The following is an 18,505-nucleotide window of genomic DNA, read 5'->3' as shown; positions in this document are numbered from 1 at the left end:
TGAAAGCCCACGGTCTAATTATTTTGCAAACGCTTTTTTACTACGGCCCCATAGTCATTAATAAACTCAATGCTCACCGCCGAAGAGGCATCAAGCTTAACGGACTGTGGGAGGGTGAATTTAGCACTGCCTTTAGGCGCCAGCATATCGGCAGGAATCATGAATTTCTTCCCGTTCTGCTCAACGCCAATTGAGACCGCGGAAATATAATAAGGGGTAGGGTTGGACAATATAATATTGCTCCCCTGCTGGCTCCAGCGAACTTCAGCCCCAGCCTCATTCGCCGCCTGCGCATTTAGCGCTTCCGGGCGGTAAAATATTTTAATACGCGAGCGAAACGCCACCTGAATCTGGTTTTCTTGCTTGTTGGTGACCGGAGGGATCTCCAGAATATTCAACCAATAAACGCTCTCCCGGTCTTGAGGGAGATTCGGACCCACAAACGTCAGGCGCAAGGTTTGCCCGGCGTGGGAATTCACCCGCGTCAAAGGCGGAGTGAGAAAGAAAGGCACGCGAACATTCTCTGGTTTAGCGTCAGGATTGCCATCATCCACCCAGCTTTGTAATAACACCGGGTATGAACCTGAATTATTAACCTGAATACTGACATCTTTCTCTTTACCGTCGTAAATAATACGCGTACTGGATATTTGCACGCTGGCAATGGCAAAGTTAATAGAGAAAAGAGCTGTACACAGCAGGGTAGTAAGACGAGTAATAGACATGATGAAAACCAGAAATGAGTTTATTAGAGAGTTCCGTGACTAAAGATGAATACGAATAATTACTGTATAGGTGAGGGTCCCTCCCCACCTACGCGATCAATTATAAATAAGAGTGTAAGTCACTGAAGCGGTTACACTCCCGGCAGTTGCTGTGCCGGTCGCAAAGTAACGAACAGCATAAGGTAACGTCGCCGAACCAGAAGTAATATTGGTGTAACCATTCGAACTCTGACTCGCGTCACCAACAATAATTGGGGTATTTGTGACACCATCGATTAACTGCAGAGCAACGTTTGTCGCCCCGCCGGTTGCGGTGTTGGTTAAGCGGCCTTGGCTGTCAACGTTCGCATTTTTTTCAAAGAGCGCTTTAACGTTACCTGCACCCTGTGGGGATGTGGTTGCACACCCGGTGACTGAGATATTAAAAGATGTTTGCCCCGCGGTATTACCTGATGTGGCCAAAACGTTAGCCTGAGCTGCAGGCAGGGTTACCGTCGCGGCGGTCCCGCTCGCGGTGGAGCCAATGGTTGCATTACAAGTTTGGGAGTTTACCGTGCCGGTAAAATTAATTGTCCCGTTACCCGCAGCCTGAGCACCTGCCACTGTAAAAGCGGATGTAATCGCGGCGATGATTGCGATCTTTTTCATATTTTTATTCCTGAGAGATTTAATGTTTGCCTGGCTTCTTTGGAATTGGAATTCTCTGATAAGAAGCTGGGCTTATTATGCTTGGGGTTAATAAAAAAACAATCTCATTTTCCGCAGGATAATACTTTCACTTATTTAAAAAATAGCCTCACGCATAAATACCATACACACCAGCCACATCAATACGCCAAAATTCCAATCTATAACGCCAAAAGAAACTCAAGGGCACAGTTAGACCCCTAACCATTTTTAGTTATAACTTTTACATTTAGAAACACCTCAATCGGGAGCAAAAAAAATATAACCACCTCGCCAGGATTTGAAATAATAATTTAGCCTGGTATTATTATCTTAAAAATAATTTGCGCAACACGGTTAAAATAATTAAGAATTTTACCTCTATAAATCCTATAAAGTAGAAAATTAAAAAGTAAACATTGATCCCTATCACCATTTCAACGCCGCTGCGCTAAAACTAAATTGCCAAACGGATCATTGGTTGCTAGATGTAAAACTCCCTGTGCGTTGACATAAATGGGTATACGCTTAAAGCATGTAATACAGATGCACCATTAAGGAATATGTATGGATATCAAGGCCTGGCTATCGCAGCAGTCAAATGCTGCAACCTCTGTTTTTCATATGGGGCGTTACTGTGGGCCGTGGAAAGCATCGACCCATGCAACGGGAAACTCAAGCTTTCACGTGGTGTTAGAAGGTGAGTGCTGGCTGGCGCTGGAAGAAGGTAGAGAGAGAACAAAACTGCACGAGGGTGACATTGCGTTCTTTTTCACTAACCGCCCTTTTTATTTAGTCTCTTCCGCGGACGCGCCCATAAATGAGCTGCCGCTGAGCACAATGAAGCCTTTAAATCAGGCACAACCAGAGGACACGGCCCTGCTTTGCGGCTTCATTCAGCCGGTAAGGCATGAAAGTAAGCTGCTGTTCGCGTTAATGCCCGAGTTTTTACTCATCAAACGGGATGGAAAGATCAGCCAGCGGCTGCATACGCTTTTTGAGCTGTTAAAAATCGAGTGCTGGCAGGCGGAAAATGAGTGCGAGTTGACCATCTCCAGACTCACAGACCTGCTGTTAGCCTATGTAGTGGAGGAGATTCTTGATGAGCACCTGGTCGATATCAACATACTCAAAGCCTCTCAGTGCGAGAGGCTGACATCCCTGATGTTGAAGATAACCCATCACCCATCCGAAAAATGGTCTATTGAGTGCATGGCCGCAAGTATGCATATGAGCCGTTCCACCTTTATCAGGAGAATTCAGGAGACCTGCAGCTACAACCCTAACGAGCTGGTGATGCGTTTAAGAATTAACATTGCCGTGAACCTGCTTAGAAGAGGGATAAGTATGACCGAGGCGAGTCAGCAAGTTGGGTATGACTCCCTCACCGGTTTTTATAAGGCGTTCAGAAAAGTCACTATGCAAACGCCCACCCAGCTCCTTAAAAATTTAACGCATTGAAAGCCAGTCACCAGGTAGAAGCAAACATATAAAAAGCAGGAAGCGTTTAGCTTCCTGCAACACTGATCAAAATCGCAGTATACGCTTATAAATGCTTTGCTCACTTATGATCCCCCTCTGAATTAAATCCCCCTCAGAATAACTCCCTCTATTTAAGAGCCACGTATTGATCTATAGTGCCGCTCTTTTATAAACCATGAGCAAAAAAAATATTTCACTCTGCCACAGTGAATTTTTATGCAAAAATTATTCATTTCGTTCCGCCCATTAAAAATCACCTCTTTTTTTTTAGCACCAAATTATCAATATTAAATAAACAATGAAATTTCAGGAGATTTATAAATAAAAAAAACACTTGTTAATGCATAACCTGGCTCTTGGCTCTATCTTGGCTGGCTAACCTGTGTATTGACCTTTTTTTATTCTTAGCGATAATAACCCTATCTTCTGCGGGAGGAGCATATCCACCGCGAAGGCGCACAACACCAGGGTTACTATTCGGGAATAAAAATGAAAGCCGTTACTCTCAACATGTACGGCTAAAACGAGACCGGCAAAAATTCTATATTTAAAAAGGTGAGACTGATTATGTATTCAGAATATCAGCCCCGCTGGCCAGTCGTCGTCAGCAACACTTAATCTCTGATTTTTAATTAATAAATGCCACAACACAACGCTTTGTCATCAGGAGTTAATGGTGAATAATAAAACAATATTACTTTCAACGATATTGATTGTCCCTTTTACGCTAAACGCAGCCGGCTCAGGGAGCGTTAACTTCTCGGGTAAAATAAGCTCTTCAACCTGTAATGCCACGATAAACTACGGGGGCACCAATAGCGGGAGCAGTAATGCCACTATTACGCTACCGGTAGTGCAGGCCTCCAGCCTGAGTTCACCCGGCTCTAATACCGGGGAAACCACTTTCACGCTCAGTATTAGTGGATGTGCCGCGCAGGGTACAGTGCGGGCATATTTTGAACAAGGTGCCGCGGTGGATTCAGGCAGTGGCAGACTAAATAATACCGCCACAACTTCAGCCGCCTCGGACGTTCAGCTTGAGCTATTGGATGGCTTGCAAAACTATACCCCGATTTATATCGGTAATATCAACCAGAATAACGCTGGTTTTGCCAACATCGCGGGGGCATCCATAACACTCCCGTATGCGGTTCGATATTATTCTACGGGCACAGCAGGTGCGGGGACGGTAACATCCTCAGTAACCTACTCCATCATTTACAAATAATAATAAGATGTCATTGTAATACTTAAGAGCCCGTTTTTCGGGCTCTATTTTTTTCGTTTTAACCTGAGGGTTCGTGCATCATTTTTCTACAAAAACAATGCATAACACCTTTGTCTTACGCTGTATTACAGCGACTTACACACTAAAAACTAACACAGCGCCCGGTGATTATCATGACAAAATCATTATCGGTTACTTTTCGTGTCCCTGCAGAACTGGTTGAGCCTTTTACGGAAGCAATTAATCAATCCGGCGAAGAGAAAACAGCCTGGCTCATAAGCGCGGTACGACACAAACTGGATAACCCAGCTCAGGCAGTCTTGGTTGAAACGCAGCCCGCGGTTAAGCATATCGTAGACATTTCAACGCCGGCATATAATCATCTAAACGGCCCCCTACTACTCAGCACGATTGAATTAACAGATGGGCTGAATAACAAAGCTGATACAACGCCCACTGTAAGACAGCCCTGTCTTACAGATAACTTACAGACGCAGAAAGACCTTAAATTGAAATGTGCTGAAAAGGCATATGAGATAGCCAAATGGTGTTTATGTGGCTATGCCTGCACGCTAATCATAACTGTTATCGGCAATGTGACTAATGAGAACGTGATTTCAGATACTGTCTTCATCGGGATTACCGCTGCCACAGCTTTAGTTTTACTTTTCGCTATTTTTTTCATTAACAGGAAATCATGATTCGCGCTTACGCATGCGGTCAACCAGGATGAGTACAACGTGATCCAGGGTATTCCCCTTTGTCTCTATCTTCCCAGACCCGGCCATGTCTAACCCCTTGCCTGTCTGTATACTTCTAATCCCACAGTCAGACACAGCGCATACAAAGCTTTAAACAAGCGCTGGCTGATATTTATGCATTTTCCAACACTGTCTTACAGCCGTAAGACAGCGTGTATTCAGGGTAAGATGCTATGGATTCACCTTAGGCAACGAGATAGTCAGCTCAGCCTGCTTCGCCCTGGAAACACAGGGTGTCATACAGCTTTTTCGCTCGCTTTGGCTTAACACCGAATCCCGGTGATCGACTTCGCCGTCATAATCTACCCTGCACTTGCCGCAGACGCCGGTTTCACAGGCCGATTCCAGCTGAATGCCGTGATTTCTGAGCGCATGGAGCATAGTTTCCTGCGGCTCCACCTGAATTTTTTGCCCCGTTTCTCTGACGGTGACGACAAAAGCGCTCTCCCCGCTTTGCTCTTCGGCGGCGAAGTTTTCAAAATGGACATAGTCAGCATGCCAGTGGCTGGCACTCTCTCTCACTCGCTGCACAAAATCGGGGCTTCCGCAGGTATAAACGTGCGTCCCTCTCGCGTGAGTGTCCAGCAGCTGGTTGATGTCCAGCGGGTTATCGAGCGAGTAAATCAGAACATGTTCTACATATTTTTCCAGCTGCGGCCTGAAGGCAAAGCTGCCCACATCACTCACGCAATAGTGAAGCTCAAAGGTTTCTTCCCGGGCCAGGGCTTCCTCTATCATCGGAATAAATGGCGTGATACCAATCCCGGCGGCAATAAAAATATGATGTTTATCCCGGGCCATGCTGAAATAGTTCGCGGGCTCAGAGACCGTTAAAATATCCCCTGGCCTGGCGGTTTGATGTAAATACTGAGAGCCGCCGCGGCTATTCGGGGCGTGATTGACCGCAATATGGTATTCGTTTTCAGCCCATGATTCACACAGGGAATAGGCTCTCGACAGGCCGTTGGGGAGCTGGAGAATAATATGCGCCCCCGCCGAATATTCAGGTAAAGCCCCATCGTCAACGCGGCTCAGAATAAAACGCTTAATCCCTTTAAACTCATCCACAATGTTGATGATGCGCATTTCAAACCCGCCGCTGCGGCCCGACAGCCTTCCTCCCCAATCCTCAACGTCATTATTTTCAATGCGGCGCTGAAAGACGCTTTTGACTTCGTTTCCCAGCGGCTCCAGCTTCGCCAGCTGCCCGGTTACCGCCAGGTTGTCAGTTTCGGTATAGAGGTAGTGCAGTATTTGCGCGATGCTCCACTGCGGCCAGGCACGCACGATCACCTCGATGGGATCGCCGGCATGAATCGTCCCTTCTTTCAGGACGCGGTAAAACCAGCCTGTTTTGCCGTTATCCTGCACAAATCGGGAGAGCGTAGGTTGTTTAAAGCGGTGATTAAGTTTAAAGCAGGGCTGCCTTGGCTGAGTGACCTGGAGGATTGCCGTCCCGGCCCGAACAATATCCCCGACGCACATATTGCTTTCATTCATTCCGCTGGTGACCAGATTTTCACCAAATCCGCCCGGAACAAACAACGAACCGGAACCCGGGAATCGGCTGGCCAGAGAAGCATAATGCGCAGAGTCATAGTGCAGAATTGCCCGCTCTTCCCCGCCATGGAAGGTTTCGGCCTGTTGGTCGCCGCTAAAACCGGTCAGGGTGACCTGAACACTGTTCGTCGGGTGCTTATCAATCCCGGTCTTGACCGAGAATAACTCTTTGACTTCACCTTGCCGTAATTCATCAATGATTGTGCCAGGGTACACGGACATGCCTTTAATGTTGCCGAATTAATTCCCCCAGTGTACTGACTCAGGCGCCGTAAAAATTTAGAACAACTGACTAATAATTGCTAAAAACGGTCAAATGAAATCAGAGGGCGGTCGTCAAGCCTGGCCGATATAGCGCTTCGGAGACTTCCCCAGCGCCTTTTTGAACATGGTGATAAACGCGCTCACGGATTCATAGCCCAGCTGCTCTGAGACGGACTGCACGCTGCCCCCCGCCAGCAAACGCTGAAGCGACACAACGATATGCAGCTGCCGCCGCCACAGGCCAAATGTCAACCCGGTTTCTTTCACCACCAGCCGGGTGAACGTTCTTTCACTCAGGGCAAGAAAAGCGGCCCATTCCCTGGCGGTTCTTCTGTCCGCGGGGTCGACCAGCAGCATGCTCGCCACTTGCCTGAGCCTGGCGTCTTTGGACAGCGGAAAGTTCAGCCGCTCGGCTGGCATTTGCGCCATCATGGAAAACAGCAGATTAATCAGTTGAAGCGTCTGCTCCTGCCCCGCCTCTGCCGGTGATATCCTGGCTAAATGAAGGATCATTTCCCGTATCAGGGGACTGACCGCGAGCGTGCAGCTTTTTTCCGGCATGGCGGCCCGCGACGTTTCAATAAACACAAAGCAGAACGTGGCTGAAGCAGCCGGGGTATTCCTGTGCGGCAGACCGGCGGGGATCCACATGGCAGACTCGCTGGGCACCATCCATATTTCATCCTCCACTTCGCAGGTCATTGACCCTGTCACCGGCATAACCAGCTGGCCGCGCCGATGAGAGTGCAGCGGCACGTCGAATGCTAAATCTGGTGCGGTGAGAAACAGGACATCGATCGGCGCCCCGGACGAGTCAGGGTCAAAATAATCCATATCATTCATATTTCAGGCGCCCATTAAATCCAGTTCGCAGAGATCTTACCCGTTGTTACCGGCCCACCTGGTACTCTGGTTATCATTTTTTTATCAATAAACTCGATGACGTGCCCTGTCCCCACCTTGAGCAACAGGGCCACACGCACCGCAAACACCAAAGTAACGGGCTAAAGCCGTGGTAGACGGCTTTACGTTTATTTCGTGAGGTCAGGAAAGAGGTCGAGAGAGTGCGGGAATATTACAGGGAAAAACCGCCGTCACCCACTTGCGCTACGGCATACCATTTCATCAGCTCAGCCGCTCCCGGCTCGTTTTCAGCGGGTGCCCATGGGGCCATATCTTGTTCAGCTACGGGCTGGTACGCCCCCTGTTTTACCTCAAAAATAACCCCACCTTTATCCAGCGATAACACCGCATGCCAGGTCCCGGCATCCGTCTCCAGCACCTTGCAGTCTTCACCTAACACTGCGCGCTGGGTCACGTTGCCATTCTCATCAAAATGCAATACCAAAAAGCGCCCGCTAAGGGGTGTCAGCAGCTCAAACGTGTGCGGATGGCGGTGAGGGCGAACATAGGTCCCCGGTTCCATAGCAATAGCCAGGCGCTGAACAGGATCGCTCAATTCAGGATGGAGATTACGATTGGCACGTAAGCGAGGGGAGTTTGCAGCCTGCTCGCTTTGTTTTTGTAGATCGCTGAACGTAATTTGTTTCATATTAACCTTTGTGAATGTAGGTCGCTCGCGGCACCGGGAGCCCGGATGCCGCAAGGTTGTATGCTATCTCAACGGACGATTAGCCACGGCATTCGCGGCACAAATCTCTGCCCGGATTATAGACGCTGGGGCTAAAGTCCCATAGCCCCGGAACGGGTCTATTTACAATGCCGCCGGCGTTCCGGCCGAGGTTTGCTTCCGCATGGCGCTGGCTGTCAGTAAAACGCTTTTCATGGGCCATGATAATGAGGCGGGACCTTAACACTTCCTGCCTTATACCTTTTATCAACGAAACCATTTAATTATTAAATTGTTAATTATTGCCACCCAATAAATCAGGTTAATATTACGATTTTCCCTTTTCTACCACCGGACTCCATAATAGTATGGGCCTTAATAATTTCATCAATATGCATGACTTTCTCAACAACAGGAACAATTAATTTTTTTTCAACTGCACTTGCAATTTCTTTTAATCTTTCTGCCGACTGAGTATTGAAGACAAAGTGAACCTCTCCATTTACAGCCCAACCTCCTAATAAATTCTGAGGAATAGATTGATCAACAATAGAGACGATTCTTCCTTTATTCGAAAGCAACCCTAAGCTATTTTGAATTGTATTCCCGCCTACCGTGTCGAGTATAATATCGAATCCATCAAGATGATCTTCAGCTATTTTACAATACAAGTCACAATCTTTGTAATTGTAGCAACTCTGTGCTCCCAGGGAACGGACAAACTCGAAATTACCAGGAGAACAAGTTGTCACGACATGAGCTCCAAAAAGTTTTGCGATTTGAAGGGCATAGACGCCAACACCTCCAGAACCTCCATGAATCAACACCTTATTTCCTTTTACTAATCGTCCTCGTTCCACCAAACATTCCCAGGCAGTTCCTGCGGCTAACGGCAGTGCAGCGGCATCCTGGTGAGATAAGTTTTTAGGTTTAAGTGCAACAATAGATGATTTTTCAACATGGTGTGTAGCGTAGCTTCCCTCGTTGGCAAGAAGCCTTGGTACATAATAAACTTCATCACCAATTTTAAAATTGGTCACATCTGAACCGACCTTCTCTACGACACCAGATATATCCACACCTAAACAAGCTGGAAGGTTAATATCAGCAGAATAATCACCGCGCCTTGTTTGAATATCTACAGGATTAACGGACGTAGCGACTACTTTTATCAGAAGTTCGTCAGCACTAACTTCTGGTGTCGGTAGTGTTACATACTCCATATTTTTTGCCGGGCCAAATTCTCTAATGATAATTGCTTGCATCTTTTCCCCTTTTTTATTAACGCGAAAAGGTGCATCATACATAACAGATTTTAAGTTTGTAAGAACGCAGTTTTATGATACCAAGTATTATAAAGTATACCTTGAGGAATAAATAGTGGACTACAATGCACCGTATGGATGTTCAGTGACAACGACTTTGAAAGTTATCGGCGGCCGTTGGAAGCCCGTGATCCTGTTCCATTTAATGGAAAACGGGGTATGTCGTTTTAATGAACTGAGAAGAATGATTGATGGTATCACACAGAGAATGTTAACTTCACAGTTGAAGGAACTTGTCGAAGATGGAATTATTATCAGAGTTGTTATAGAAAGTTCACCACCTCACGTTGAGTATTCATTAACAAAATATGGCAGTACTTTGGAGAATATTTTAAAAGAAATGCGTGACTGGGGTGCACAACATGCTGAAATACTTAATAATTAGCATTCATCTGGTCTTTAAAATGAAAACACATTCATAAGAATGTGTTTAATTACAGCATCAATCTTCGCAGTGATTTTTGATATTATAAAAATTACTGCCTGGCCATTTAAATTGACATCGCAGCAGAATATCTATCTTACATCCCCAGAAATTATATTTAGTCCCGAACTATTTTCACTTATTATATCAATGCAATGACTTTTCGAAAAATAGCTGAGCCGCATCATTTTTACATGATAAATCGTAATACGCTCAGATTATCGCTTTTATTTCATCAATGATATTTAAAACGCTTGTATAGCGGTCAGTGAAAATGGTTTGCTGCCCCTTACACAGGAAGAGTACCGTCTGATAGCTCAAAACCCGAAAGTTTCAAAAATGTGTGGTGCAAAAAGGGGGAGTACTTACATATAGGCTTGAGAAGAATTTGAAATGGTGCCGATAATAGGAGTCGAACCTACGACCTTCGCATTACGAATGCGCTGCTCTACCAACTGAGCTATATCGGCTTTCCGGACGCGCCACGAGCGTGGCTGCGGTGTAAAAGGTTAAGGAAGATTGGGTGATGCGTCAACCACTTATCAAACTGACCGCTGGTTTTTGCATCACCCTGTCTTCAATTACGCACGAATAGTGTCGTCGCCGAAACCGATCCACTTATAGGTGGTTAAGGCTTCAAGCCCCATCGGGCCGCGGGCGTGCAGCTTCTGGGTACTGACCGCCACTTCCGCGCCCAGGCCGAACTGGCCGCCGTCGGTGAAGCGGGTTGAGGCATTGACGTACACGGCAGAGGAATCCACTTCGTTAATAAAGCGATTCGCGTTGCGCAGCGTGCGGGTCAGGATAGCGTCCGAATGCTGGGTACCGTGCTCGCGAATATGGGCGATGGCATCATCGAGATCCGCCACCACTTTCACATTCAGGTGCAGCGACAGCCATTCGTCGTTGTAATCCGCCTCTTTCACCGCTTCCACCGCCGCCGGGCCGGTTTGCAGTACAGGCAGCGATTTCTCGTCAGCATGCAGCGTCACGCCGGACTCCGCCATCTGCTTGCTCAGCGCAGGCAGGAAGCGGTCGGCAATCGCCTGGTGCACCAGCAGCGTTTCCACCGTGTTGCAGGTGCTCGGGCGCTGGGTTTTGGCGTTCACGATGATTTTCAGCGCCGGTTCAATCTCGGCGGTGTCGTCCACCACGATGTGGCACACGCCGATGCCGCCGGTGATCACTGGGATCGTCGACTGCTCACGGCAGAGTTTATGCAGGCCCGCGCCACCGCGAGGGATCAGCATGTCGATGTAGCGATCGAGGCGTAGCATTTCGGTGACCAACGCGCGGTCCGGGTTTTCAATCGCCTGAACCGCCGCTTTCGGCAGGCCGCACTCTTCCAGCGCCTGCTGGATCACCGCCACCGTGGCGTTGTTGGTGCGCCAGGTTTCTTTCCCGCCGCGCAGAATAGCGGCGTTGCCGGTTTTCAGGCACAGGGAGGCGACGTCCACGGTCACGTTCGGGCGAGCTTCATAGATTACGCCCACCACGCCGAGCGGTACGCGGCGGCGCTCGATGCGCAGCCCGCTGTCCAGCAGCCCGCCGTCGATCACCTGCCCTACCGGGTCAGCGAGGCTGCATACCTGGCGCACATCGTCGGCGATGCCTTTCAGGCGAGCCGGGGTGAGCTGCAGGCGATCGAGCATGGCTTCGCTGAGGCCGTTTTTACGCGCTTCGTCCACGTCCTGCTGGTTGGCGGTCAGGATCTGCTCCGAACGCGCTTCAAGGTAGTCGGCAATTTTTTCCAGCACGCGGTTCTTTTCGCGGCCGGAGAGCAGTGCCAGCTGGTAAGAGGCCTCTTTTGCCGCTTTGCCCATTTGTTCAAGCATTAGTCTGCTCCTTAATTAACAATCATGTCGTCGCGATGCACGGCCACCGGGCCGTATTCATAGCCGAGGATGTCGTCGATTTGCTGGGAGTGATGCCCGGCAATGCGGCGCAGCGCGTCGCTGTTGTAGCGGCAAACACCGTGGGCGATGTCGCGCCCTTCCAGGCTGCGAATGCGGATCACCTCGCCGCGGGAGAAGTTGCCGCTCACGCTTTTGATGCCTTTAGGCAGTAGCGAGCTGCCACGCTCCAGAATAGCGGACAGCGCGCCGTCATCCACGGTGATTTCGCCGGCAGGCGGAGCGCCAAAGATCCAGCGTTTGCGGTTCTCCAGCGGCGACTGCTGCGCGTGGAAGCGCGTTCCTACAGGGTTGCCGGCCATGACGTCGCCGATAACGCCCGGCTTGCTGCCTGCGGCGATGATGACGTCGATACCCGCGCGGCAGGCGACGTCGGCCGCCTGGAGCTTGGTGCCCATGCCGCCCGTGCCGAGGCCGGAAACGCTGTCGCCCGCAATGGCGCGCAGCGCATCGTCGATGCCGTGCACTTCTTTAATCAGTTCCGCTGCCGGGTTGTTACGCGGGTCGGCGGTGTAAAGGCCCTGCTGGTCGGTGAGCAGCAGCAGCTTGTCGGCCCCGGCCAGAATCGCGGCCAGCGCGGAAAGGTTGTCGTTGTCGCCGACTTTGATCTCAGCCGTCGCCACGGCGTCGTTTTCATTAATGACCGGCACAATGTTGTTATCTAACAGCGCTCTGAGCGTGTCGCGGGCATTAAGGAAGCGTTCGCGATCTTCCATATCGGCGCGGGTCAGCAGCATCTGCCCGACGTGAATGCCGTAAATAGAGAACAGCTGTTCCCAGAGCTGAATCAGGCGACTTTGCCCTACCGCGGCCAGCAGCTGCTTGGACGCGATGGTGGCGGGGAGTTCGGGGTAGCCGAGGTGTTCACGCCCGGCGGCAATCGCCCCAGAAGTCACAATCACAATACGATGCCCCGCCGCGTGCAGCTGGGCACACTGGCGAACCAGTTCAACAATATGGGCGCGGTTCAGGCGGCGGGAGCCACCGGTTAATACGCTGGTGCCTAGTTTTACGACCAGCGTCTGGCTGTCACTCATGATTCTCTGCCGTTTCTACAAATAAGGGGAAATTAAAAAGCCAGATGACGTTGTAACAGGAGTCGCGCGGCTTGCCAACAGGCGGCGTGGGAAAAGGGCTAATAAGCCAGAAAGGATCGCTGAGGATAGCGGATATATTTTACATTTTTATGACATATAAACTTTATTACGTTTATTTAATCTTTCTCCTAAATTGTCATAAATCTTTAATCTGAGAACGATAAAACCCTTCCTGTTTTTAGCAGGAGCCCGACTCCTGGATCAATTTTGCAAGCGTTCATCATTCTTGGGATAACAAATGAAAAAGAGCACACTGGCATTAGTGGTAATGGGTATCGTGGCTGCTTCTGCTTCTCAGGCAGCCGAAGTTTATAACAAAAACGGCAACAAGGTTGACATCTATGGCCGCGTTAAAGCTGAACACTACTTCAGCGACAACACCGGTTCCGATGGCGACCAGACTTACGCTCGCCTGGGCTTTAAAGGTGAAACTCAGATTAACAGCCAGCTGACCGGTTACGGCCAGTGGGAATACCAGATTGCGGGTAACAAAGCAGAGAACGACTCTACCGGCACCAAAACTCGCCTGGCGTTTGCGGGCCTGAAAGCCGGTGACTACGGCTCATTTGATTACGGTCGTAACTACGGCGTGCTGTACAACATCGCCTCTTACACCGATATGATGCCAGAGTTCGGCGATGACTCTTTCGTCAGAACCGACACCTTCATGACCGGCCGTGCGACCGGCGTGGCGACTTACCGCAACAACAATTTCTTCGGTCTGGTTGACGGCCTGAAGCTGGCTCTGCAATACCAGGGCAAGAACGGGGCTGACAGCGCGAACACCCGTTCCGATACTTCTCGCCAGAACGGCGACGGCTTCGGTACCAGCCTGTCCTACGACATCGCTGACACCGGCCTGAGCGTGGGCGCAGCATACGCCAACTCTAACCGTACCAACGCGCAGAAAGCGTCCGTTTACGGTAAAGGCGATAAAGCTGAAGCCTGGACCACCGGCATCAAGTACGACAAAAACAACGTGTACCTGGCAACCATCTACGCTGAAACCCGTAACATGAACCCAATCAGCGTTCCGGGCTCCCTGGCGGGCACCAGCAGCAGCGTGTCTGGTTTTGCTAACAAAAACCAGGCGTTCGAAGCCATCGCTCAGTACCAGTTCGACTTCGGTCTGCGTCCATCCCTGGGCTACGTGCAGTCTAAAGCGAAAGACATCGAAGGCATTGGTGATGCGGATCTGGTGAAATACATCGACGTGGCCGCCACCTATTACTTCAACAAAAACATGTCTGCGTTTGTTGATTACAAAATCAACCAGCTGAGCGACAACAACAAGCTGAAGCTGAACAACGACGACGTTGTTGCGGTAGGTATGGTGTACCAGTTCTAATTCGCGATACTGCGGATAAAAAAATCCCCGTCAGCTTGACGGGGATTTTTTATTTTCAGGCAGAGAGTTTAAGCGACTTTTCCGCAAAGTTCTCGGCAGGCACCAGCCCAAGCTCAAGGGTGGCGAGTAAATCTTTCAGGCGTCCGTGGAAACCGCGCAGCGTCTGCTCCAGCTTTTCATCCACTTCTTTATCTTTTGCCGGGGTCGCCGTCCATTTGCCGTCTTTATCAAACAGGCCGAACTGCCAGGTGTAGGTAAACTGCTTTTCCTGGGCTTCCAGCACCATCCACCATCCACCATCCCCAAAATTCGCGTTTCTCCGGCGCGGGCTTTACGTTAACGCACACCGCCAGGCAATCGAAGAAGAAACGGTTGTCTTCACACTGCTCTTCCCGGATATACGGGCCAAGCGAGGCGAACTTTCTGATCAGTCTACTTTTCGGGTGTCCACTCGGTAACGTCATTACGATCTCCTGTTGTGAAGCAACTGTTTTAGCAAACCGCCATAATTTAGCAAATATTTAACGTAATCTTTGTTTCATCCAGCCGGTAACTTCCTGCAGCGCTTTGTCAAAATTTTGATACACCGGCTTAAACGGGATCTGGAGTAATTTGCCGTCGGCAGATGACGAAGTGATTAAACGGGATTCTTCTTCCGGGCTGAAAGGATCGTTCTCCCAAAAGCCGGATAGCATCGGCGTTGGGCAGCGGCGGCCCAGCAGCCCCTGCGTTTTCAGGGAGTAGCGGTTCAGCTCCACGCTCAGCGCGCTGTCGGAGATGCTGGTCATGCCCAGGCGGCTCGCAAGCACGTCAATGTACATTTCCGGCACGTTGGCCTGGCGCTGCGGGTCGCTCAGCAGGGCGTGAACCACCGGCCCAAGGCAGGCAACGGCTTTCAGGCGCGGCGCTTCGAGGTAGGCCAGGCGCACGGCAACGTTGGCGCCAAAGCGGAAGCCAAATGCTGCGACGCGCGTGTGGTCAACCCAAGGAATGTTGGGCAATGCTTTGAGCACGTGCTGGTGCAGCACGCTGGAATCCTGGGTCAGTTTCCACTTAGAGGAAAAACCGACTGACGGCATGTCGATGGTCAACATCGCGATGCCCTGTGGGGCAAAATATTTCTCAAACAGGCTGTAATAATCGCTCTGTAGGGCATCGAGGCCGCCGCACATCAGCACGGTCGGGAATGGCCCTTCTACCCCTTTAGGCATGTGCAGGAAGCCGCTGATGGTGCCGCCACCGGTCATCGGGAATTCAAGCTCGCGCAGCCCGCCGGACAACCGGGGAGCCGCCTCTTCGTAAGCCCGATTAGCCAACACCTGGGCCTGCTCCGCCAACGCGTCCCCTTTCAGGTGCGGGTACGCCGCAATGCTGTAGAGATTAGCCGCCTGCAGCCAGCATTTGCCGATTTTCTCTTCGTCCGTTTCCTGGCCGGCACGCTGCTGCCAGAGCATCGCCTGCTTCGACCATTCGTAGATCCAGTTCCCCCCGCGATAGCCCATCACGGTATCAAACAGGTCGTCGTTGGTACGTTCAGCCTCGGTGCAGGCAATCCGGGCCTGGACTTCGAGGATTTCACGTGGATCGACCCCGCGCCAGATCCACATCAGGCGGTTGATCATGCGGTACCAGTGGGGCACGTTTTTGCCGTCCAGCGCGGACTGGATCGCGGGCGTGGCGGTATGCCGTGCGCGACGAACAAGCGTGGACGTTTCCGGGTGTTTGAATCTTGGCTTAAAGAGGGTTTCGCTGAGGTTGGCCTGCGACATCGTTTCACTGCCTCCATGAATACGAGAAACGTCGCTATTGTAGCCTGATACGGTCCAAATAACACAAACGCCCGGCTATGCCGGGCGCCAAATAAATGACAAAGCTCAAATCATGGAGGGATTAACGGCCAGCCAACGGCGGCACAAACACCACGCCCATATCCCACGGCTGCTCAATCCAGGTGTCCTGCGGGATATCAATCACGTAATCGTCCACCAGCGGCTGACCGGCTGGTTTAGCGAAGATAGTGACGAAGTGAGCTTTCGGATACATTTCGCGAATGGCTACCGCGGTACCGCCGGTGTCGACCAGGTCATCGATCACGATAAAACCTTCGCCGTCGCCTTCCGCACGCTTCAGCACGGTCAGCTCACGCTGGTTGTCGTGGTCGTAGCTGGAGATACAAACGGTATCAACATGGCGAATACCCAGTTCACGAGCCAGCAGCGCGCCCGGCACCAGGCCACCACGGCTAACGGCAATAATGCCTTTCCACTGTTCGGCTGGCAGCAGACGCTGAGCCAGTTTGCGGGCGTGAATCTGCAACATGTCCCAGGTGACGACGTATTTTTCGCTCATGTGAAGTGTCCCGGCCTGTAAATAACGGCTTAAAAAGTATTCGAAGGAGTTTTGGTTGCGCGAGATTATAGAGATCTGGCGCACTAAAAACCAGTGCCGCAGGCCACTGGCAGCGGATTTTGCTCGTATTCAGCCTTCACGCAACAAAAGAAAGTGGTATTCTCAGAACATCGCGCAAGCCGTGCTTGTGGTGTATCTGAACCCGGCTAAAAACGTAACCGGTCAGCCAAAAAAACGACTCCAGGGAGACTCAACGTGTCTGAATTGTCTCAATTATCGCCACAGCCGCTGTGGGATATTTTTGCCAAAATCTGTTCTATTCCGCATCCGTCCTATCATGAAGAAGCGCTGGCGGAACACATCCTGTCCTGGGCAAAAGAAAAAGGCCTGCACGTCGAACGTGACCAGGTGGGGAATATCCTGATTCGCAAGCCTGCTACGCCGGGCATGGAAAACCGCAAACCTGTGGCGCTTCAGGCGCACCTCGACATGGTGCCGCAAAAAAACAACGACACCGTTCACGACTTCGCTAAAGATCCTATCCAGCCGTACATCGACGGCGAGTGGGTAAAAGCGCGCGGCACCACGCTGGGCGCAGACAACGGCATCGGTATGGCGTCCGCGCTGGCGGTGCTGGCTGACGACAGCGTGGCGCACGGCCCGCTGGAAGTGCTGCTGACCATGACCGAAGAAGCCGGGATGGACGGCGCATTTGGCCTGCAGGCGGGCTGGATGCAGGCAGATATCCTGATCAACACCGACTCCGAAACGGAAGGTGAGATCTACATGGGCTGCGCGGGCGGGATCGACTTTATCACTACGCTGCCGCTGCAGCGTGAAGCCGTTCCGGCTGGGTTTGACACCTTCAAGCTGACCATCAAAGGGCTGAAAGGCGGCCACTCCGGCGCAGATATCCATCTGGGCCTGGGGAACGCCAACAAGCTGCTGGCTCGCTTCCTGCTGGCTCATGCCGCGGAACTGGACGCACGTCTGCTCGACCTGAACGGCGGCACCCTGCGTAACGCCATTCCGCGCGAAGCCTTCGCCATGCTGGCCGTGCCTGCGGCGAAAGCGGCCGAGCTGAAGTCTGCGGCTAACGCTTACCTGGCCGTTCTGAAAAATGAACTGTCTGCGGTCGAGAAGAACATTACCGTGCTGGTGGAAGCCACAACGTCTGACAAACAGGCGCTGACCGCTAAAACTCGCGATACCTTCCTGCATCTGCTGAACGCAACGCCAAACGGCGTGATTCGTAACTCAGACGAAGTGAAGGGCGTGGTTGAGACTTCCCTGAACGCGGGCGTTGTGACCATGAGCGACGACAGTGCAGAAATTATCTGCCTGATTCGTTCCCTGATCGATTCCGGTAAAGACTACGTGGTTAGCGTGCTGGAGTCCCTGGGTGAACTGGCCGGGGCGAAAACCGTGGCGAAAGGCAGCTATCCTGGCTGGCAGCCGGACGCTAAGTCTCCGGTGATGGCCCTGGTACGCGAGACTTACCAGAAGCTGTTCAACCAGACGCCGAACATCATGGTTATCCACGCGGGCCTGGAATGTGGTCTGTTCAAAAAGCCGTATCCGGAGATGGATATGGTTTCCATCGGGCCAACCATTACCGGCCCACATTCCCCGGACGAGCAGGTACATATTGAGAGCGTTGGCCAGTACTGGACGCTGCTGACCGAGCTGCTGAAGGCGATTCCGGCGAAATAAGTTTTACCCTCACCCTAACCCTCTCCCTATAAGGGAGAGGGGATTTTCTTTGTCTGCCTCATTTTCAGCGAAAACGTGTT

The 18,505-nt window shown here is 51.0% G+C and carries 16 protein-coding genes, 1 tRNA gene and 1 pseudogene; 6 read left to right on the top strand and 12 right to left on the bottom strand.

The window, feature by feature from the left end; translation table 11 throughout:
* Positions 1 to 14: 14 nt before the first annotated feature.
* Positions 15 to 725 (bottom strand): fimbrial biogenesis chaperone, encoded by a 711-nt coding sequence (locus AAIE02_RS00485; RefSeq protein ID WP_336983055.1) that lies wholly within the window; start codon positions 723 to 725, stop codon positions 15 to 17.
* A gap of 96 nt (positions 726 to 821) precedes the next feature.
* Positions 822 to 1,373, bottom strand: a complete 552-nt coding sequence (locus AAIE02_RS00480) for a fimbrial protein (RefSeq protein WP_336983056.1) — start codon at positions 1,371 to 1,373, stop codon at positions 822 to 824.
* 585 nt (positions 1,374 to 1,958) lie between these two features.
* On the opposite strand from AAIE02_RS00480, the gene AAIE02_RS00475 reads away from it, so the two are divergent.
* The 3 genes from AAIE02_RS00475 to AAIE02_RS00465 all read left to right on the top strand — a co-directional run bounded on the left by AAIE02_RS00475 (position 1,959) and on the right by AAIE02_RS00465 (position 4,802).
* Positions 1,959 to 2,852, top strand: coding sequence for an AraC family transcriptional regulator (locus AAIE02_RS00475; RefSeq protein ID WP_498531782.1), 894 nt, complete (start codon positions 1,959 to 1,961; stop codon positions 2,850 to 2,852).
* Between the two features lie 694 nt (positions 2,853 to 3,546).
* On the top strand, positions 3,547 to 4,101 hold the full coding sequence (locus tag AAIE02_RS00470) for a fimbrial protein (protein ID WP_498531781.1): 555 nt from the start codon (positions 3,547 to 3,549) through the stop codon (positions 4,099 to 4,101).
* Positions 4,102 to 4,274: 173 nt separating this feature from the next.
* Complete coding sequence (locus tag AAIE02_RS00465; RefSeq protein ID WP_336983059.1) at positions 4,275 to 4,802, top strand: hypothetical protein; 528 nt, start codon at positions 4,275 to 4,277, stop codon at positions 4,800 to 4,802.
* Positions 4,803 to 5,033: 231 nt separating this feature from the next.
* Here AAIE02_RS00465 and AAIE02_RS00460 read toward each other — a convergent pair whose 3' ends face one another.
* The 4 genes from AAIE02_RS00460 to AAIE02_RS00445 all read right to left on the bottom strand — a co-directional run bounded on the left by AAIE02_RS00460 (position 5,034) and on the right by AAIE02_RS00445 (position 9,521).
* Positions 5,034 to 6,644, bottom strand: coding sequence for an MOSC domain-containing protein (locus AAIE02_RS00460; RefSeq protein WP_336983060.1), 1,611 nt, complete (start codon positions 6,642 to 6,644; stop codon positions 5,034 to 5,036).
* A gap of 114 nt (positions 6,645 to 6,758) precedes the next feature.
* Entirely contained in the window at positions 6,759 to 7,529 is a 771-nt protein-coding gene (locus AAIE02_RS00455; RefSeq protein WP_498531780.1) for an AraC family transcriptional regulator, read from the bottom strand.
* A gap of 232 nt (positions 7,530 to 7,761) precedes the next feature.
* Positions 7,762 to 8,238, bottom strand: coding sequence for a WbuC family cupin fold metalloprotein (locus AAIE02_RS00450; protein ID WP_008454311.1), 477 nt, complete (start codon positions 8,236 to 8,238; stop codon positions 7,762 to 7,764).
* A 335-nt stretch (positions 8,239 to 8,573) separates the two neighbouring features.
* Positions 8,574 to 9,521, bottom strand: coding sequence for an NADP-dependent oxidoreductase (locus AAIE02_RS00445; protein ID WP_008457361.1), 948 nt, complete (start codon positions 9,519 to 9,521; stop codon positions 8,574 to 8,576).
* A gap of 115 nt (positions 9,522 to 9,636) precedes the next feature.
* Here AAIE02_RS00445 and AAIE02_RS00440 point away from each other — a divergent pair, with 115 nt between their 5' ends.
* Entirely contained in the window at positions 9,637 to 9,966 is a 330-nt protein-coding gene (locus tag AAIE02_RS00440) for a winged helix-turn-helix transcriptional regulator (protein ID WP_498531779.1), read from the top strand.
* Positions 9,967 to 10,399: 433 nt separating this feature from the next.
* On the opposite strand, the gene AAIE02_RS00435 is transcribed toward AAIE02_RS00440, so the two are convergent.
* The 3 genes from AAIE02_RS00435 to proB all read right to left on the bottom strand — a co-directional run bounded on the left by AAIE02_RS00435 (position 10,400) and on the right by proB (position 12,955).
* A tRNA-Thr gene (locus tag AAIE02_RS00435) sits at positions 10,400 to 10,475 on the bottom strand.
* Between the two features lie 111 nt (positions 10,476 to 10,586).
* Positions 10,587 to 11,840 carry a glutamate-5-semialdehyde dehydrogenase gene (gene proA, locus AAIE02_RS00430; RefSeq protein ID WP_008457356.1) on the bottom strand — a complete coding sequence of 418 codons (1,254 nt, stop codon included), beginning with the start codon at positions 11,838 to 11,840 and terminating at the stop codon, positions 10,587 to 10,589.
* Between the two features lie 11 nt (positions 11,841 to 11,851).
* A complete protein-coding gene (gene proB / locus AAIE02_RS00425) occupies positions 11,852 to 12,955 on the bottom strand; it encodes a glutamate 5-kinase (RefSeq protein ID WP_008457354.1) in 1,104 nt (367 codons plus the stop codon).
* A gap of 298 nt (positions 12,956 to 13,253) precedes the next feature.
* Here proB and ompC point away from each other — a divergent pair, with 298 nt between their 5' ends.
* Positions 13,254 to 14,363 carry a porin OmpC gene (gene ompC / locus AAIE02_RS00420; protein ID WP_008457352.1) on the top strand — a complete coding sequence of 370 codons (1,110 nt, stop codon included), beginning with the start codon at positions 13,254 to 13,256 and terminating at the stop codon, positions 14,361 to 14,363.
* Positions 14,364 to 14,418: 55 nt separating this feature from the next.
* Here the strand turns inward: ompC and crl are convergent.
* The 3 genes and pseudogenes from crl to gpt all read right to left on the bottom strand — a co-directional run bounded on the left by crl (position 14,419) and on the right by gpt (position 16,712).
* Positions 14,419 to 14,827: pseudogene (crl, locus tag AAIE02_RS00415) on the bottom strand (sigma factor-binding protein Crl).
* 57 nt (positions 14,828 to 14,884) lie between these two features.
* Positions 14,885 to 16,132 carry an esterase FrsA gene (gene frsA, locus AAIE02_RS00410; RefSeq protein ID WP_166994267.1) on the bottom strand — a complete coding sequence of 416 codons (1,248 nt, stop codon included), beginning with the start codon at positions 16,130 to 16,132 and terminating at the stop codon, positions 14,885 to 14,887.
* 121 nt (positions 16,133 to 16,253) lie between these two features.
* The gene (gpt, locus tag AAIE02_RS00405) at positions 16,254 to 16,712 is read right to left on the bottom strand and encodes a xanthine phosphoribosyltransferase (RefSeq protein WP_008457349.1); all 459 of its coding nucleotides are present in this window, start codon (positions 16,710 to 16,712) and stop codon (positions 16,254 to 16,256) included.
* A gap of 255 nt (positions 16,713 to 16,967) precedes the next feature.
* On the opposite strand from gpt, the gene pepD reads away from it, so the two are divergent.
* A complete protein-coding gene (pepD, locus tag AAIE02_RS00400; protein WP_498531778.1) occupies positions 16,968 to 18,425 on the top strand; it encodes a beta-Ala-His dipeptidase in 1,458 nt (485 codons plus the stop codon).
* Positions 18,426 to 18,505 lie beyond the last annotated feature (80 nt).

This window comes from Cedecea sp. Ae19-4 (assembly GCF_059801165.1).
Note: the sequence above shows the minus strand (reverse complement) of the source record. Positions and strands in the feature narration are given on the sequence as shown.